The organism is Pedobacter heparinus DSM 2366 (assembly GCF_000023825.1).
GTDB classification, from domain to species: domain Bacteria; phylum Bacteroidota; class Bacteroidia; order Sphingobacteriales; family Sphingobacteriaceae; genus Pedobacter; species Pedobacter heparinus.
On the sequence record NC_013061.1, the window covers coordinates 4,072,396 to 4,088,692 of the forward strand.

The window sequence follows — 16,297 nt, forward strand, 5'->3', positions numbered from 1 at the left end:
TTACCTAAAAATAAAACAATGGATACAGCACAAGAGGTAACAAACACCTTAACTGAACCCAAAAAAACAACTAACGTTTCTGGTTCAGTAGCTTTATTGGAAGGATTAATAGCCGAAGGTACAGATACCATTTTTGGCTACCCTGGTGGTGCGATCATGCCTATTTATGACGCCCTATACGATTATAACGATAAATTAAAACATATACTGGTACGCCATGAGCAGGGGGCAACCCATGCAGCCCAGGGCTATGCCAGAACGTCGGGCAAGGTTGGTGTTGCATTTGCAACCAGCGGCCCGGGTGCCACCAACCTGGTTACCGGTCTGGCCGATGCACAGATTGACAGCACACCTATGGTATGTATTACCGGTCAGGTATTTGCGCACCTGCTGGGTACGGATGCTTTCCAGGAAACAGATGTGATCAACATTACCACACCGGTTACCAAATGGAACTACCAGGTAACCGATGCCTCAGAAATTCCGGCTGTACTGGCAAAAGCATTTTACATTGCCCGCAGCGGCAGGCCCGGCCCGGTACTGATAGACATTACCAAAAATGCACAGCTGCAAATGTTCGACTATGAGGGTTATACCCCTTGTGAACACATCCGTAGCTACCGCCCTAAACCAGTGGTAAGAAAAGAATACATTGAACAGGCCGCTGCAATGATCAACACTGCGAAAAAGCCTTTCATTTTATTCGGACAAGGCGTATTGCTGGGCAGTGCGGAGCAGGAGTTTAAAGCTTTTGTAGAAAAAAGTGGTATCCCTGCAGCATGGACCATTATGGGTGCCGGTGCAATCCCTACTGATCATCCCCTAAATGTAGGGATGCTGGGTATGCATGGTAACTATGGCCCTAACGTTCAGACTAATGCCTGCGATGTGCTGATTGCCATTGGAATGCGTTTTGATGACCGGGTAACCGGGCGTTTAGACAAATATGCGAAACAGGCCAAAGTAATCCACCTGGATATTGATCCGGCTGAGATAGACAAAAACGTAAAAGCTGATGTGCCGGTATGGGGTGATTGTAAAGAAACGCTGCCCCTGCTTACCGAATTGATCGAAGAGAAAAAACATACCGATTGGCTGGCTGAGTTTAGGGCTTATGACAAAATTGAACAGGATACTTTAATCCAAAAGGAATTGAACCCTACAGAAGGTGAAATGACTATGGGTGAGGTGATCCATCAGTTAAATGTACTGACCAAGGGAGAAGCTGTAATTGTAACTGATGTGGGCCAGCACCAGATGGTGGCCTGCCGCTATGCCAAGTTTAACAATAGCAGGAGCAATATTACCAGTGGTGGCCTGGGCACTATGGGTTTTGGCTTACCGGCAGCAATAGGGGCCAAATTTGGCACACCTGATAAAACGGTAGTTGCCGTAATTGGTGATGGTGGCTTCCAGATGACTTTACAGGAGTTGGGTACCATTATGCAGACTGAGGTAAATGTAAAGATCCTGATCCTGAACAACAGGTTCCTGGGTATGGTTCGCCAGTGGCAGCAACTGTTCCATGAAAAGCGATATTCATTTGTGAACATCACCAGTCCTGATTTTGTAAAGCTTGCCGATTCTTATTATATCGCCGGCAAAAGAATTGATGAGCGTGCGCAATTAACGGGCGCCCTGGAAGAAATGCTGAACCATCCGGGCTCATTCCTTTTGGAAGTAATGGTAGCACAGGAACACAATGTATTCCCAATGGTACCACAAGGTATGAGTGTAGCCGAAATCAGACTTAAATAATTAGATCATGAGCAATTCCAACGAAATAGAATTAAACGGAAAACAGGAGTTTACGATCACTGCCTATACTGAAAACAGAATCGGCATATTGAACCGTATCGCCATCATCTTTTCCAGAAGAAAGATAAATATTGAGAGTTTAAACACCTCTCCTTCCGAGATTGAACACATTCACCGCTTCAATATCCTGATCCATGAGACAGAAGAAGTGGTGCGTAAACTTTGCCGTCAGATTGAAAAACAGGTAGAGGTACTGAAAGTATACTACAATACGAACGAGGACATCATCTGGCAGGAAATGGCGCTTTATAAGGTACCTACGGATACCATTGCAGAACGCGCCCCGGTAGAACGGCTGCTGCGCGAATTTGGCGCCCGTGCGGTAGTGATCCGTAAAGATTATACCGTATTTGAAACTACCGGCCACAGGGAAGAAACCGATAAACTGATTGAAGTTTTACAGCCTTACGGACTGATTGAATTTGTAAGAAGTGCAAGGGTTGCCATTATTAAGGACAGCGAAGGCTTTAACCGCAAACTGAGGGAATTTGAACGCAGGGAACCGGGAGAAGAAGTCATAGAAAACGAGTTCCTGGATAAGGAAAAGAACGTATTTACTATGTAATCCGGCAGAATGGAATACCTTTTAAACATCACCAGGCAAACACGCGAAAACTTCATCCGGTTGATCGAAAACTCAACTGTTGAAGAACTGAACGAAATTCCGGCAGGTTTTAACAACAACATCATCTGGAACTTCGCGCATATCGTTGCCAGTCAGCAAGGTTTATGCTACAGGCTGGCCAATGTTCCGCTTGTGGTTGAAAAGCAGTACATACTGCCTTATACAAAAGGAACCAGGCCTGAAAAATTTATAGGTGCTGAAGAGATAAATACCATCAAGGAATTGATGCGCAGTACCATTACCCAGCTGGAGCAAGACCTGGACAGCGATAAGTTTACAGCGTACCACACTTTTAAAACCGATTACGGTGTAGAAATAAAGAGTACGCAGGAAGCTGTTCAATTTTTTGTAGTGCATGATGCACTGCATTATGGAATTGCTTCGGCCATTAAAAAAGTAATCAATAACAATAAATAAAAGAACCTTAATTCTAAAACAATAAAAAAGATGTCAAATTACTTTAACACATTACCTCTTAGAGAACAATTAAACCAACTGGGCGTATGCGATTTTATGGACAGCGCCGAATTTCTGGACGGTGTAAATGTACTGAAAGGAAAAAAACTGGTAATTGTAGGCTGCGGCGCACAAGGTTTAAACCAGGGTTTAAATTTAAGAGATAGTGGTTTAGATGTTTCTTATGCTTTGCGTAAGGAAGCTATTGAAGGCAAAAGAGATTCATGGAAAAATGCTACAGAAAACAATTTTACTGTAGGTACTTATGAAGAGCTGATCCCTAATGCTGATGTAGTGATTAACCTTACTCCTGACAAACAACACACCGCTGTAGTGAATGCCGTAATGCCTTTGATGAAAAAAGGGGCTACTTTATTGTACTCGCACGGCTTTAATATTGTAGAAGAAGGCATGCAGATCCGTAAAGACATTACGGTAATCATGGTGGCGCCTAAATGCCCTGGCAGTGAGGTAAGAGCAGAATATGTAAGGGGTTTTGGCGTACCTACCTTAATTGCAGTGCACCCGGAGAACGATCCTGAAGGAAAAGGCCTGGCACAGGCAAAAGCTTACTGTGTTGGAACTGGTGGCCACAGGGCCGGCGTTTTAAGATCGTCTTTTGTTGCCGAAGTAAAATCTGATTTAATGGGCGAGCAAACTATCCTTTGCGGCTTATTGCAAACAGGTTCTATCCTTTCTTTCGATAAAATGATTGAAAAAGGAATTGATGCAGGTTATGCTTCCAAACTGGTTCAATATGGTGTTGAAGTAATTACTGAAGCCCTGAAACATGGTGGTGTTACCGGCATGCTGGACAGATTGAGCAACCCTGCTAAAATTAAAGCTTTTGAAATTTCTGAAGAACTGAAAAACATCATGCGCCCATTGTTCCAGAAACATCAGGATGACATCATGAGCGGTGAATTTAGCAGCACGATGATGGCAGACTGGGCAAATGGCGATAAGAACTTATTGAAATGGCGCGCAGAAACCGGCGAAACTGCTTTTGAAAAAACCCCTGCCGCTGATGTGAAGATTGCGGAACAGGAATATTTTGACAATTACACCTTAATGGTTGCTTTTGTTAGAGCTGGTGTTGAACTTGCTTTTGAAACAATGGTTCAGGCTGGTATTAAACCAGAATCGGCCTACTATGAGTCGCTGCACGAAACTCCGCTGATCGCCAATACCATTGCCCGTAAAAAATTATTTGAAATGAACCGTGTGATCTCTGATACGGCAGAATACGGCTGTTATTTGTTTGATCAGGCTTGTAAACCTTTACTGGCGGATTTTATGAAAAAAGTAGATACTGACCTTGTTGGTAAAAATTTTAACGAAGGCAAAGACGGTGGTGTAGACAACAGAACCCTGATTGCCGTAAACGAAGCATTGCGTACACACGAAGTTGAAGTAATAGGTACCAAACTGAGAAAAGCAATGACTGCAATGAAATCTATAAAAACTGCTTAATAAAATCATGTCACAACCCGTCGTCGTCCATATCAAAAACCTAAACTTAAAGTACCGGCATACACCGGTGCTGAAGGATTTGTGCTGGACCATAAAGCGCCATGAGAACTGGCTGCTTTGCGGCGCAAGCGGTACGGGTAAAACATCATTGGCAAAGGCCATTGCCGGCTTAACACACAGCTACGGGAATATTGAATGCCATTTCAATCCCCACAGCAGTTTACCGGCAATGGTTTATTATGTGGCCAACTGGTTCCAGTTTAAGGACCTGGAAGGCCAGTCTAACTTTTATTATCAGCAGCGTTACAATAAACAGGCCGTAGAAACCGTCGCTACAGTACAGGCAGAACTGGAGAGTTTCGGGAAACAATATGGCCTGAATTTAGATGATGCTGAACCCATTTTAACTGCATTAGGCTTTGCGGCTTTGAAACCGGCTACCCTGATCCAGTTATCGAGTGGTGAACACAAAAAACTGCAATTGGTTAAAGCCTTATGGTTAAGGCCGCAGTTACTGATCTTAGACCTGCCTTACAATGGTTTGGATGCAGCTTCGCGCGGCAACCTGAACAGCTTACTTGAAGAAATTACCGAAGCCGGCACCCAACTGATCCTGATCAGCAATGAAGCAGAACTGCCTGCCTGTATAGACCGCATTGCGGAAATACGGGAGGGCCGGCTGGTTGAAATTGATGCTGATGAACGCAGCCATGCCGAATTTGAACTAAGCGGGCGACCGGTTCCGGCATTTTTGCATGAAAGCCTGAATGCGGTACAGACTGCAAGCCTGATCAAAATGATTGATGTCAACATCAGTTATGGCGAAAAACAGGTATTAAAAAACATCAACTGGGAAGTTAAGGCCGGAGAAAAATGGCTGTTGCAAGGTCATAATGGCTCAGGCAAATCTACCCTGCTGAGTTTAATCTGTGGCGACCACCCCCAGGCCTATGCCAATAATTTCCACCTGTTTGGAAACAAAAGGGGAAGCGGGGAAAGCATCTGGGAAATTAAAGAACGTATTGGACTGATATCGCCCGAACTGCACTGGTATTTCGACCCTTCAGCAACGGTATGGCAAAGTATTGTTTCGGGCTTTTATGACAGTTCGGGTTTGTTTTGCGATCCTGGTTATACCAAAAAAGCCCAGGCAGATGAACTGATTGGCTATTTTGGTTTGGAGGAGTACAAAGATACCCTGATGAATGAATTGCCCCTGGGCAAACAACGACTGGCCCTGCTGGGCAGAACGATCATCAAAAACCCCGAACTGCTGATATTGGATGAACCCTGCCAGGGTTTAGACCAGCAACAGACCCAACAATTTAACAGAATGGTAGATGAACTGTGCGGAAATGGCACTACGCTGATTTACGTTGGCCATTTTGAATCGCAGCTGCCTGCCTGTCTGGAGAAAAGAATTTTATTAGAAAACGGAGCAGTAAAATCCGTAGAAATCATATTAGAAAACACTTACGATTATGTTACACGATCCGAATAGAGTTTATGTGTTTGACACCACCTTACGTGATGGTGAACAAGTGCCTGGTTGCCAATTGACAACCCCAGAAAAAATAGAAATTGCCAAAGAGCTGGAAGCACTTGGTGTGGACATTATTGAAGCAGGTTTTCCTATTTCAAGTCCCGGCGATTTCCAAAGTGTTGTAGAGCTTTCCAAAGCCGTATCCGAACCCATTATCTGTGCGCTCACCCGTGCCAATAAAGGTGATATCGATTCGGCCGTTGCAGCATTGAAATATGCCAAACGCCCGAGGATCCATACCGGTATCGGCTCGTCGGATATGCACATTAAACACAAATTTAACAGTACCCGTGAGGAAATCCTTGAACGGGCTGTTGAAGCAGTTAAATATGCCAAACAATTTGTAGAAGACATTGAGTTTTATGCTGAAGATGCCGGGCGTGCGGATATTCAGTTCCTTGCCCAAATGGTAGAAGCCGTGATTGGCGCCGGCGCTACAGTGGTAAACATACCAGATACGAATGGCTATTGCCTGCCCGACCAATATGGCAGCAAGATCAAATTTTTGAAAGAAAACGTTAAAAATATTGACCAGGCCATTATTTCTGTACATTGCCACAATGATCTGGGCCTGGCTACAGCAAATTCTATAGCAGGCTTACAAAATGGCGCCCGCCAGATTGAGGGTACCATCAATGGTATTGGCGAACGTGCAGGCAATACTTCTATCGAAGAAGTCGTCATGATCCTGAAAACCCATCAGGTATTGGGGCTGCATACCCATATCAACAGCAAGAACTTTTATGAACTGAGCCGCATGGTAAGCTCGCAGATGCGCATGCCGGTACAGCCAAATAAAGCCATAGTGGGCAGCAATGCTTTTGCACACAGCTCTGGTATACACCAGGATGGTTTCCTTAAAAACCGTGAAAACTATGAGATCATCCGTCCGGAAGATGTAGGTTTCCCAGATGCCAGTATTGTACTTACTGCACGTAGCGGAAGACATGCCTTAAAGTTCCATCTGGAGCGTTTGGGCTTTAACTTAAGCAAGGAGGAACTCGGTGAAGCCTATCACCGCTTCCTTACTGTTGCGGATAGTAAACTGGATATTAATGACCAGGACCTGCTGTTGATGATGGATAAAAGCCAGTTGGCGTAATTAAATTTTGCAATAAAGAATTGATAATAAAATAGAAAAAAATGAGCAAGACATTATTTGATAAGGTGTGGGACACTCACGTGGTACGTAAGATTGAAGGTGGCCCGGATGTGCTTTTTATTGACCGCCATCTGATTCACGAAGTGACCAGCCCTGTGGCCTTTTTAGGTTTAAAAAGCAGGGGAATAAAAGTGTTATATCCGGAGCGTACTTTTGCAACGGCAGATCACAATACACCTACCATTAACCAGCATTTACCGGTTGCAGATCCGCTTTCTGCCAATCAGTTAAAAGCACTGGAGTCAAACTCCAATGAATATGGCATCAGCCACTGGGGATTGGGCCATCAAAAAAATGGCATAGTGCACGTTGTAGGCCCTGAATATGGCATTACGCAACCAGGTGCTACCATTGTATGCGGTGATTCGCATACCTCTACCCATGGTGCTTTTGGTGCCATTGCTTTTGGTATCGGTACTTCAGAGGTAGAAATGGTGCTTTCTACGCAGTGCATCATGCAGCCTAAGCCTAAAAAAATGCGCATCAACGTGAATGGCAAACTGGGCTTAGGTGTTACACCTAAAGATGTAGCCCTGTTCATCATCTCTCAGCTAAGTACTTCCGGTGCTACAGGATATTTTGTAGAGTATGCAGGTGATGTTTTTGAGAACATGACCATGGAAGGGCGCATGACCGTTTGTAATTTAAGTATTGAAATGGGTGCCCGTGGTGGTATGATTGCCCCGGATGAAACCACTATCAATTACGTAAAAGGCCGCGAATTTAGTCCGAAAGGCGAAGCATGGGATAAAGCACTGGCTTATTACAAAACCTTAAAAACGGATGCCGATGCGGTATTTGATAAAGAGCTGACCTTTGATGGTTCGAAAATTGAACCCATGATCACTTACGGTACGAACCCAGGTATGGGAATGGGTATTTCTCAGGATATACCTGATGCTGCCCAAGTTGAAGGTGGTGCAGAGACTTATGCCAAATCGTTAAATTATATGGGTTTCTCTGAAGGGGACCATATGATTGGTAAAAAAGTAGATTTCGTTTTTGTGGGTAGCTGTACCAATGGCCGCATTGAAGATTTCAGGGCATTTACTTCTATTGTAAAAGGCAAACACAAAGCAGATGATGTTACCGTTTGGTTGGTTCCTGGTTCTCATATTGTGGAAGCACAGATTAAAGAAGAAGGCTTACTGGACATTTTAACTGAGGCAGGCTTTACGCTGCGCCAGCCAGGTTGCTCGGCTTGTTTGGCAATGAACGACGACAAGATCCCTGCCGGAAAGTATGCAGTAAGTACATCAAACAGAAACTTTGAAGGCAGACAAGGCCCTGGTTCAAGAACCATGCTGGCCAGTCCGCTGGTTGCTGCAGCTGCTGCGGTTACCGGTGTGGTTACAGACCCGAGAACCCTGATTGAGAACGAAGAACTTGTTTAACACAAAAAAGATTTAAAAATGGCTTACGATAAATTTAATGTATTAAGAAGCACCGCGGTTCCGCTTCCGATAGAAAATATAGATACCGATCAGCTGATCCCCGCACGTTTTTTAAAAGCAACGGAACGTGTTGGGTTTGGCGACAACCTTTTCCGCGACTGGAGGTACAATCCAGACAATACCCCGAAAAAAGACTTTGTGCTGAACAACCCTGTTTACAGCGGCAAAATATTGGTTGGCGGTAAGAACTTTGGTTCAGGATCATCCAGGGAACACGCAGCCTGGGCAGTATACGACTATGGTTTCAGATGTGTAATATCCAGTTTTTTTGCTGACATTTTTAAGAATAACTGTCTGAATATTGGGGTATTGCCTGTGCAGGTAAGTGCTGAATTTGCAGATAAAATTTTTACGGCAATTCATGCCGATCCGAACACGGAACTGGAAGTGAACTTGCCTGAGCAGACCGTTACCCTGCTGGCTACAGGTGAAAAAGAAACTTTCGAGATCAGTCCCTATAAAAAAGACAACATGATGAATGGCTTTGACGACATCGATTATCTGCAAAGCATCAAACCGGAAATAGAGGAATTTGCTTTACATCTTCCACTTTAACAAGCAACACCAGTTACATGGAAAGAAGGAAAATAGAGATTATGGACACTACACTCCGCGATGGCGAACAAACATCGGGAGTGTCTTTTTCCATTTCTGAAAAATTGACGATCACCCAGTTGTTATTGGAAGAACTCCAGGTAGACCGGGTTGAGATTGCCTCTGCACGTGTATCTGACGGAGAATTTCAGGCTGTAAAGTCCATTTTAAACTGGGCAGAAACAAACGGATATTCAGATCGCATAGAAGTCCTTTCCTTTGTAGACAATGGGGTATCTATCGACTGGATGATCAGTGCAGGTGTAAAAGTGCAGAACCTGCTGACCAAAGGCTCCTTAAACCACCTCACACATCAGCTTAAAAAAACACCTGAACAGCATTTCGCAGAAATCAAACAGGTAATTGACCTGGCTGCAAAGCATGGTATTGCCACCAATGTTTACCTGGAAGACTGGAGCAACGGCATGCGTAACTCTCCGGATTATGTGTACCAGTATCTGGACTTTTTATCGGGACAAAACATCAGAAGGATACTGTTGCCGGATACGCTGGGTATTTTAACACCTGGAGAAACCACTGGTTTTATCTCGGCACTGCTGACCAAATACCCGGATATCCATTTTGATTTTCATGCCCATAACGACTACGACCTGGGTACGGCCAATGTACTGGAAGCCGTAAAAGCCGGTATTGGTGGTCTGCATTTAACGGTGAATGGTATGGGTGAAAGGGCTGGAAATGCCGCCATGGCAAGTGCTGTAGCGGTAATTAAAGATTTTGCCCCGGAAGTAGAGATTAAGATCAGAGAGTCGTCCATCTATAAGGTAAGCAAACTGGTAGAAACCTTTTCAGGGGTCCGCATCCCTTCTAACAAGCCAATTGTGGGCGACAATGTGTTTACACAAACGGCAGGTATCCATGCGGATGGCGACAATAAAAACAACCTGTATTTTAATGACCTGTTACCTGAGCGCTTTGGCAGAAAACGCCAGTACGCACTGGGAAAAACATCGGGAAAAGCTAATATTGAGAAGAACCTGCAGGAACTGGGCTTAAAGTTAAATGATGCCGACCTGAAGAAAGTTACGCAACGTGTGATTGAACTGGGCGACAAAAAGGAGACGGTAACCAAGGAGGACCTGCCTTATATCATTTCTGATGTACTGGACAGTAGTTTATATGAAGAAAAGGTGGCTGTGCAATCTTATGTGCTGACCAATGCCATGGGCCTGCGCCCTTCTGCAACGATATCTGTATGGATTGAAGGTGAGAAATTTGAAGAACACGCCCAGGGTGACGGACAGTTTGATGCTTTTATGAATGCGCTGACCAAAGTGTATAACAAGAAAAAAAGGACCTTGCCCAAGCTGGTAGACTATGCCGTACGGATAGCCCCCGGCAGTAACTCTGATGCCCTTTGCGAAACGATCATTACATGGGAAACTGAAGCAAAAATATTCATTACCAGGGGACTGGATTCAGACCAGACGGTTTGTGCCATTAAAGCCACCCAGAAAATGCTGAACATCATTTAAGGATGTACCTTAGCCAAAAAACTACTAAAAACAATTTTTAAACCACAATTACAAAATATATGAAACTGAATATTGCTCTGCTAGCAGGAGATGGAATTGGCCCGGAGGTAATTGACCAGGCTGTTAAAGTATCAAATGCGGTAGCAAAGAAATTTAACCACGAAATTGTATGGACATCAGGTATTACAGGAGCAGCGGCTATAGATGCAGTTGGCGAACCTTATCCGGATGCTACACATGAGATCTGCATGGCTGCCGATGCCGTATTGTTTGGTGCAATTGGTCACCCGCGTTTTGACAATGACCCTAAAGCTACCGTTCGCCCCGAGCAGGGATTGCTGAAAATGCGTCAGAAACTGGGCTTATTTGCAAACGTACGCCCAACTTTTACTTTCCCTTCCTTAATTGACAACTCGCCTTTAAAAAGAGAGCGCATTGAAGGTACCGACCTGATCATTCTGCGCGAATTAACAGGGGGTATCTATTTTGGCGAAAGAGGCAGAAAGGACGATGGCAATACCGCTTTTGATACTTGTACCTATACCAGGGCCGAGATTCAGCGTCTGGCAAAATTAGGTTTCGAAATGGCGATGACCCGCAGTAAAAAACTATGCTGCGTAGATAAAGCAAACGTTCTGGAGTCTTCACGTTTATGGAGAGAAACGGTACAGGATATGGAAAAAGATTATCCTGAGGTTGAGGTAAGCTATGAATTTGTGGACGCCGTAGCCATGCGTTTGGTTCAATGGCCAAGCTCATATGATGTATTGATCACAGAAAACCTGTTTGGCGATATTTTAACCGACGAGGCTTCTGTAATTTCAGGTTCTATGGGACTAATGCCTTCGGCATCTATCGGTGTACATACTTCTTTATTTGAGCCCATCCATGGTTCTTACCCTCAGGCTGCAGGTAAAGACATTGCCAACCCATTGGCTACCGTACTTTCGGCTGCCATGATGTTTGAAGATGCTTTTGGTTTAAAAGAAGAGGCGGAACTGATCAGGGCCGTTGTAAACAAATCTTTAGCTGAAGGTATGGTTACTGAAGACCTTTCAGGAAAAAACAAAGCTTACAAAACAAGTGAAGTTGGCGACTGGCTGGCTGCTAATATTTAATACATTCCCGTCATCTCTCCTATCATCGAGATGAGGGGACATACAAAAAAACAAATTAAAACCGTCATCTGTTCTCCGGGTGACGGTTCTTATTTTTCCTAAAATGACTGACTTTAGCCCACTCGATTCCGAAGCTGCTTCAAAACGGCTGAACAACATCGTAAAACGTACGCCCCTCATTTATAACGCCAAATTATCTGAAAAATATGAAGCAGAAATTTACCTGAAGCGTGAAGACCTGCAGGTAGTACGCTCGTACAAATTGCGAGGGGCCTATAACATGATCAGCCAGCTGAGCACAGCGCAGCTGAACAGGGGAATTGTATGTGCAAGTGCCGGAAACCATGCTCAGGGCGTTGCTTTTTCCTGTGATAAACTGGGTACTAAGGGTGTCATTTTTATGCCCGAAATTACACCGCGGCAAAAAGTAAAGCAAACAGAGATGTTTGGCAATGGCCAGGTAGAACTGGTATTGGTTGGTGATACTTTTGATGATTGCCTTAGGGAAGCCCTGGCCTATACCGCAGCCCATAACATGACCTTTATCCCTCCTTTCGACAATTACAGTATCATTGAGGGTCAGGGCACAGTTGGTGTGGAAATACTGCAGGACCTGCCCGGTGCCGATGTGGTTATTATGCCCGTAGGTGGTGGCGGGCTTGCTGCCGGTGCCGGCACTTATCTTAAAAGCAAAAATCCGCACATTGTATTGCTGGGTGCAGAGCCTGAAGGTGCCCCCTCCATGTCTGAAGCCCTTACACAGGGCGCGCCGGTTACCTTAGCAGCCATTGAACGTTTTGTGGACGGTGCGGCAGTAAAACGCGTTGGCGAGCTGACTTATGAACTGTGTGCCAGGGTGCTGGATGATATGCAGCTGGTTGCCGAAGGAAAGGTTTGTACCACGATATTAAAATTATACAATGAGGATGCCATTGTAGTGGAGCCTGCAGGTGCTTTATCGGTAGCCGCACTGGATGCTTATGCAGATAAAATCAAAGGCAAAAAGGTAGTGTGTGTCATCAGTGGCGGCAACAACGATATTGAACGCATGCAGGAGATCAAAGAGAAATCTTTGCTGTACGAAGGGCTGAAACATTACTTCATTGTCCGTTTTCCGCAAAGGCCGGGTGCACTGAAGTTATTTGTGAACAATGTGCTGGGCCCGCATGATGACATTACCCGCTTCGAGTTCATCAAAAAAACAAACCGGGAAAACGGCCCGGCACTGGTTGGTATAGAGCTGGCCAATAAAGCTGATTATAATGCCCTGGTACAGCGTATGAAGGAATTTAAGTTTGAAATTATTGAACTGAACAACGACCAGACCTTGTTTGAATACCTGGTTTAGATGGGTTTTAGGTAGCAGGATTTCTCATAACATTTTGATTACAGGAAGCGTATAAGAAATGGCTGAGGTTTTTGTGGCAATAAATTTGCTACAGCTAACAAAAACACACAAACACATGAAAAAGCTTATACTATTACTGTTATGCACGGCTACACTGGGTCTGGCTTCGTGCAAGAAGGATACGATTATCCAGGATACGCCAAATAGAACTTATAATTTTACGATACAACCCAATCAGTGGGTATTGAGTGCCGATGGATATAATTATACCTATGAATGGAGAAATTCTATTATTGACGAGATAACTGTTGATGATGAAGGAGTTTTAGTTTATGCTTCCCATCCGGTAAATTCCAGCAGCTATATCCAACTCCCTTACACCTATGATGCAAATGCTTACAGCTATGAGCTTTTTGTTGGGGGCATAGCCATTGACATACAAACATCTGACAATCAAGATACTAATCCAGTAAAACCAACAAAACCTATTTTAGTTAAAGTGGTTGTTATTCCTTCTAAATATGCTGGTAATTAATCTACATTACTAAGAATATAAAAATGCCGGTACGCTTATAGTATACCGGCATTTTTTTTCAACCAATAGTTCATCCACACCTGTGTGTAGCTTTGTCGTGTTTCAGAATTATCCTGTCCAATCAGTTTGAGATCTTTTTATTGTCCTTTCCTGTTTTGAAGGTTTCATAAAATTCTCCTTTTATCCATTGTATTTTATTAATATCGTACATGGACGGGGCAATGATATAGTTTCCTGTTTCGGTATCCAGAATTACAACAACATGGTCATTTACTTCTGTCCTGAATTTACCCTTATTCTGGTCTGATGTGCTTTTAAAGCTGATGACAGTAAACATTAAGCCTGCGGCCAGAAAACCCATTAAAAGGGATTTTGCATCTAGTGTGATTTTCATATTCTTAAGATTTTTGCGTGTAAAATCAAGATACAAAGATTAGATAGAACCATTGCTTTTCTTTCAGTAACAATTCTATGTGAGTACGCATTTGCCATCCTGAAATTGGAATTTCACAAGAACGCTTCCCTATTTAAGTGACGATTCGGAATAAAATGCCATCGCTTTGCTGATAAAAGTCCTGAAACCTGGATCTGATGAACCCATCTCACTGGTAAATCTTTCGTCTGACAGGTAAAGTTCTCCCAACCCTTTGTATGTCTGGGCCTGTTTATCAGCGGCAAGGTGGGTACCCCAAAGTTTCCTGGTATTCAGGTAGTGCTGCTCAACCAGCTCCTGAACGCTATGGCTGGAAGGGTCTTGATGTTTCAACAAGTATAAGGCTTTGCCAAGTTCTTTTTGCCTGGCTACTAGTACCTGCATCTCTTCTTTGTTTAAGCTTTTCAAATGATTTTCTGCATGGGTTACGGCTTCTTCGCCGTAATTAAGGATGGCCTGGCTTCTGTAGGCTTGGGCTTCATCCCGGTTTAGTCCTTCATATAGGTCTTCCAGGTTTAACATGGTTTTATGTTTTAGTGAATGTATAGTGTTTTCCAGCGTTTTCATCAGCATTGCCAATCTTGCTTTTTTTGCCTTTAGCATCGCCTTATGACTCTCCAATGCTTGCATCAGGTCAAAATTTGAATTGTCCAGGATAGAGCGGATTTCTTTGAGCGAAAAGTCAAGCTCCCTATAAAACAAGATTTGTTGCAACCGTAACAATTCCGGTTCTTTGTAAAGGCGATACCGGGTCAAAGTTCTTTCAGCAGGTTTAAGTAAACCCATCTGGTCATAAAGGTGCAGGGTCTTTACAGTTACACCGGCCAATTTTGCCAGTTGTTTTACCGAATAGATGCTTAACTTTTTCATTTTGTTCATATTGATGAGGCAAAGATAGGCTATGACCTTGGGTAAGGGTCAAGAACTATTTTCAAAAAAATTTTCCGGTAAAAAGTTTCCGGGTAATCCAACACGCTCATATCCCGAAGGTACAATTTGCCAGGAAAAGCCAAATTTATCATCGAGCCAGCCGCAGTGGTCATACCTGCCCCCTGCACCCAGCTTTTCCCAATAAGGGTCAATCTCTTCCTGTGTCTGGATTCTACTACAAAGAAATTGGCAGGTGTAGGTTTATATACAAACCATCGCTAAAAGACAATGCTTCGGGCTGAATGGTTTCATGCTACCTTTTGCTGAGATAAAAAGTAAAGTTGGTGATCCATTGGCAAACAAGGGCAATGAAAAAGGAGTACTGTTTTCACAATGTTCTATAACCAGGATCCTGTCTACGTATCCGGCAAGCGCTACACCAGGTTTAAAGTTGTATACTTTCATAACAGCCGTACACAAATATCTATATTACAGACAATAAAACCTAAGCCCGTAAATGACTTTTCTTTAAGCAGCGTATAGCGCAGAGAGTTCTGAACGGTACCGTTGGCGGCCATCAAAAACGTGCCTGCCTTTCCGGTAAACTGAGTACCGTCACTGTTCATGGGATAAATGGTTAACAAATTATTATAAATGTGACAAAAAGCTTTGTTTGATTTACCGGGCCGCATGAAGAGTTTCATAGAAACAGGGGGCTAGAAAACCACACTTACACCAGATGGTTTTCAATCCTGGTCATCTGGACTTCCAACTCATTTACAGCCCTTTGCATCATTAACAGCTCTTGTTTTGTAGTTTTGTAGCCATTAATTTTAAAGATATTCATCAGCCCCATAATGTTTGTAACAGGGGCCCGAAAATGATGTGAATGGATATAAGCGATACTCTCCAATGAATAATACTGGGCAACAATCTTATTTTCGTTGGCTACTTTCTCGGTAATGTCAACGGCATTGTACGACATGCCTAAAATATTTCCGTCACAATCCCATGCAGGTTCATAATTCAGGAACCATAAAATCCTTTCACCCCCATATTTAAACTCCTGTTCCATACGGACGGGTATGCCATCAAGTGCCTTGACATAGTTTTCCATAAAACTGGCTACCTGATCTTTATGTATTAACCTGGATGCTTTTGTCCCAACCTTTATATTGATTTTACAATGCTTCTTTATAAAATTTACGGCTGCCCTGTTATAATCAATCACCCTTAGATCCGTATCTATCAGCAAATGGATCACGCTTGAACTCTCAAAAAATGAACGCAGTTTATTTTTTGAGCTTTTCGCTTCGTTCTTTAAATCTGTTATTTCCTGAAGCGCATTATTTATATCCCTTTGCATAGTAGC

Annotated in this window: 18 protein-coding genes; 12 read left to right on the forward strand and 6 right to left on the reverse strand. The window is 43.5% G+C overall.

All coding sequences use genetic code 11. The features are described 5' to 3' along the window. Positions 1-18: 18 nt before the first annotated feature. From ilvB to PHEP_RS17075, 12 genes are all read left to right on the forward strand, one after another. Positions 19-1,758: a biosynthetic-type acetolactate synthase large subunit gene (gene ilvB, locus PHEP_RS17020; RefSeq protein ID WP_015809222.1), complete on the forward strand. Its 1,740-nt coding sequence runs from the start codon at positions 19-21 to the stop codon at positions 1,756-1,758. A gap of 7 nt (positions 1,759-1,765) precedes the next feature. Then, positions 1,766-2,383, forward strand: coding sequence for an acetolactate synthase small subunit (ilvN, locus tag PHEP_RS17025; RefSeq protein WP_015809223.1), 618 nt, complete (start codon positions 1,766-1,768; stop codon positions 2,381-2,383). A gap of 9 nt (positions 2,384-2,392) precedes the next feature. Next, positions 2,393-2,860 (forward strand): DinB family protein, encoded by a 468-nt coding sequence (locus tag PHEP_RS17030; RefSeq protein WP_015809224.1) that lies wholly within the window; start codon positions 2,393-2,395, stop codon positions 2,858-2,860. Between the two features lie 30 nt (positions 2,861-2,890). Continuing rightward, complete coding sequence (gene ilvC / locus PHEP_RS17035) at positions 2,891-4,372, forward strand: ketol-acid reductoisomerase (protein WP_015809225.1); 1,482 nt, start codon at positions 2,891-2,893, stop codon at positions 4,370-4,372. 7 nt (positions 4,373-4,379) lie between these two features. Next, the gene (locus PHEP_RS17040; protein WP_015809226.1) at positions 4,380-5,873 is read left to right on the forward strand and encodes an ATP-binding cassette domain-containing protein; all 1,494 of its coding nucleotides are present in this window, start codon (positions 4,380-4,382) and stop codon (positions 5,871-5,873) included. Then, positions 5,854-7,017, forward strand: coding sequence for a 2-isopropylmalate synthase (locus PHEP_RS17045; RefSeq protein ID WP_015809227.1), 1,164 nt, complete (start codon positions 5,854-5,856; stop codon positions 7,015-7,017). The genes PHEP_RS17040 and PHEP_RS17045 overlap by 20 nt, the downstream gene beginning before the upstream one ends. A 41-nt stretch (positions 7,018-7,058) precedes the next feature. Beyond that, a complete protein-coding gene (gene leuC / locus PHEP_RS17050) occupies positions 7,059-8,471 on the forward strand; it encodes a 3-isopropylmalate dehydratase large subunit (protein ID WP_015809228.1) in 1,413 nt (470 codons plus the stop codon). Between the two features lie 18 nt (positions 8,472-8,489). After that, complete coding sequence (gene leuD / locus PHEP_RS17055; protein WP_015809229.1) at positions 8,490-9,086, forward strand: 3-isopropylmalate dehydratase small subunit; 597 nt, start codon at positions 8,490-8,492, stop codon at positions 9,084-9,086. Between the two features lie 17 nt (positions 9,087-9,103). Then, complete coding sequence (locus PHEP_RS17060) at positions 9,104-10,621, forward strand: alpha-isopropylmalate synthase regulatory domain-containing protein (RefSeq protein ID WP_015809230.1); 1,518 nt, start codon at positions 9,104-9,106, stop codon at positions 10,619-10,621. Between the two features lie 59 nt (positions 10,622-10,680). Next, positions 10,681-11,739: a 3-isopropylmalate dehydrogenase gene (gene leuB / locus PHEP_RS17065; RefSeq protein ID WP_015809231.1), complete on the forward strand. Its 1,059-nt coding sequence runs from the start codon at positions 10,681-10,683 to the stop codon at positions 11,737-11,739. A 103-nt stretch (positions 11,740-11,842) separates the two neighbouring features. Next, positions 11,843-13,087, forward strand: coding sequence for a threonine ammonia-lyase IlvA (ilvA, locus tag PHEP_RS17070; RefSeq protein ID WP_015809232.1), 1,245 nt, complete (start codon positions 11,843-11,845; stop codon positions 13,085-13,087). Between the two features lie 115 nt (positions 13,088-13,202). Next, positions 13,203-13,622 carry a hypothetical protein gene (locus PHEP_RS17075; RefSeq protein ID WP_036674759.1) on the forward strand — a complete coding sequence of 140 codons (420 nt, stop codon included), beginning with the start codon at positions 13,203-13,205 and terminating at the stop codon, positions 13,620-13,622. Positions 13,623-13,743: 121 nt separating this feature from the next. Here PHEP_RS17075 and PHEP_RS17080 read toward each other — a convergent pair whose 3' ends face one another. The 6 genes from PHEP_RS17080 to PHEP_RS17100 form a co-directional block, all read right to left on the reverse strand. Next, positions 13,744-14,016 (reverse strand): hypothetical protein, encoded by a 273-nt coding sequence (locus tag PHEP_RS17080; protein WP_015809234.1) that lies wholly within the window; start codon positions 14,014-14,016, stop codon positions 13,744-13,746. Between the two features lie 129 nt (positions 14,017-14,145). Then, on the reverse strand, positions 14,146-14,925 hold the full coding sequence (locus PHEP_RS17085) for a MerR family transcriptional regulator (RefSeq protein WP_162141665.1): 780 nt from the start codon (positions 14,923-14,925) through the stop codon (positions 14,146-14,148). Positions 14,926-14,973: 48 nt separating this feature from the next. Beyond that, complete coding sequence (locus tag PHEP_RS17090; protein ID WP_081436877.1) at positions 14,974-15,156, reverse strand: VOC family protein; 183 nt, start codon at positions 15,154-15,156, stop codon at positions 14,974-14,976. 30 nt (positions 15,157-15,186) lie between these two features. Beyond that, entirely contained in the window at positions 15,187-15,390 is a 204-nt protein-coding gene (locus PHEP_RS22100) for a hypothetical protein (protein ID WP_015809236.1), read from the reverse strand. Continuing rightward, positions 15,387-15,551: a hypothetical protein gene (locus PHEP_RS22270; protein ID WP_162141666.1), complete on the reverse strand. Its 165-nt coding sequence runs from the start codon at positions 15,549-15,551 to the stop codon at positions 15,387-15,389. Before PHEP_RS22270 ends, PHEP_RS22100 begins: the two co-directional genes overlap by 4 nt. Positions 15,552-15,655: 104 nt before the next feature. Then, the gene (locus tag PHEP_RS17100; protein ID WP_015809238.1) at positions 15,656-16,291 is read right to left on the reverse strand and encodes a PAS domain-containing protein; all 636 of its coding nucleotides are present in this window, start codon (positions 16,289-16,291) and stop codon (positions 15,656-15,658) included. Positions 16,292-16,297 lie beyond the last annotated feature (6 nt).

What these genes read in the sequence shown, in the direction of transcription:
- PHEP_RS17075 (WP_036674759.1), top strand. Translation starts at nt 13,203, where the DNA reads ATGAAAAAGCTTATACTATTACTGTTATGCACGGCTACACTGGGTCTG.
- leuD (WP_015809229.1), top strand. Translation starts at nt 8,490, where the DNA reads ATGGCTTACGATAAATTTAATGTATTAAGAAGCACCGCGGTTCCGCTT.
- ilvN (WP_015809223.1), top strand. Translation starts at nt 1,766, where the DNA reads ATGAGCAATTCCAACGAAATAGAATTAAACGGAAAACAGGAGTTTACG.
- PHEP_RS17045 (WP_015809227.1), top strand. Translation starts at nt 5,854, where the DNA reads ATGTTACACGATCCGAATAGAGTTTATGTGTTTGACACCACCTTACGT.
- leuC (WP_015809228.1), top strand. Translation starts at nt 7,059, where the DNA reads ATGAGCAAGACATTATTTGATAAGGTGTGGGACACTCACGTGGTACGT.
- PHEP_RS17060 (WP_015809230.1), top strand. Translation starts at nt 9,104, where the DNA reads ATGGAAAGAAGGAAAATAGAGATTATGGACACTACACTCCGCGATGGC.
- leuB (WP_015809231.1), top strand. Translation starts at nt 10,681, where the DNA reads ATGAAACTGAATATTGCTCTGCTAGCAGGAGATGGAATTGGCCCGGAG.
- PHEP_RS17080 (WP_015809234.1), bottom strand. Translation starts at nt 14,016, where the DNA reads ATGAAAATCACACTAGATGCAAAATCCCTTTTAATGGGTTTTCTGGCC.
- ilvA (WP_015809232.1), top strand. Translation starts at nt 11,843, where the DNA reads ATGACTGACTTTAGCCCACTCGATTCCGAAGCTGCTTCAAAACGGCTG.
- PHEP_RS22100 (WP_015809236.1), bottom strand. Translation starts at nt 15,390, where the DNA reads ATGAAAGTATACAACTTTAAACCTGGTGTAGCGCTTGCCGGATACGTA.
- PHEP_RS17030 (WP_015809224.1), top strand. Translation starts at nt 2,393, where the DNA reads ATGGAATACCTTTTAAACATCACCAGGCAAACACGCGAAAACTTCATC.
- ilvB (WP_015809222.1), top strand. Translation starts at nt 19, where the DNA reads ATGGATACAGCACAAGAGGTAACAAACACCTTAACTGAACCCAAAAAA.
- PHEP_RS17085 (WP_162141665.1), bottom strand. Translation starts at nt 14,925, where the DNA reads ATGAAAAAGTTAAGCATCTATTCGGTAAAACAACTGGCAAAATTGGCC.
- PHEP_RS22270 (WP_162141666.1), bottom strand. Translation starts at nt 15,551, where the DNA reads ATGAACAGTGACGGTACTCAGTTTACCGGAAAGGCAGGCACGTTTTTG.
- ilvC (WP_015809225.1), top strand. Translation starts at nt 2,891, where the DNA reads ATGTCAAATTACTTTAACACATTACCTCTTAGAGAACAATTAAACCAA.
- PHEP_RS17040 (WP_015809226.1), top strand. Translation starts at nt 4,380, where the DNA reads ATGTCACAACCCGTCGTCGTCCATATCAAAAACCTAAACTTAAAGTAC.
- PHEP_RS17100 (WP_015809238.1), bottom strand. Translation starts at nt 16,291, where the DNA reads ATGCAAAGGGATATAAATAATGCGCTTCAGGAAATAACAGATTTAAAG.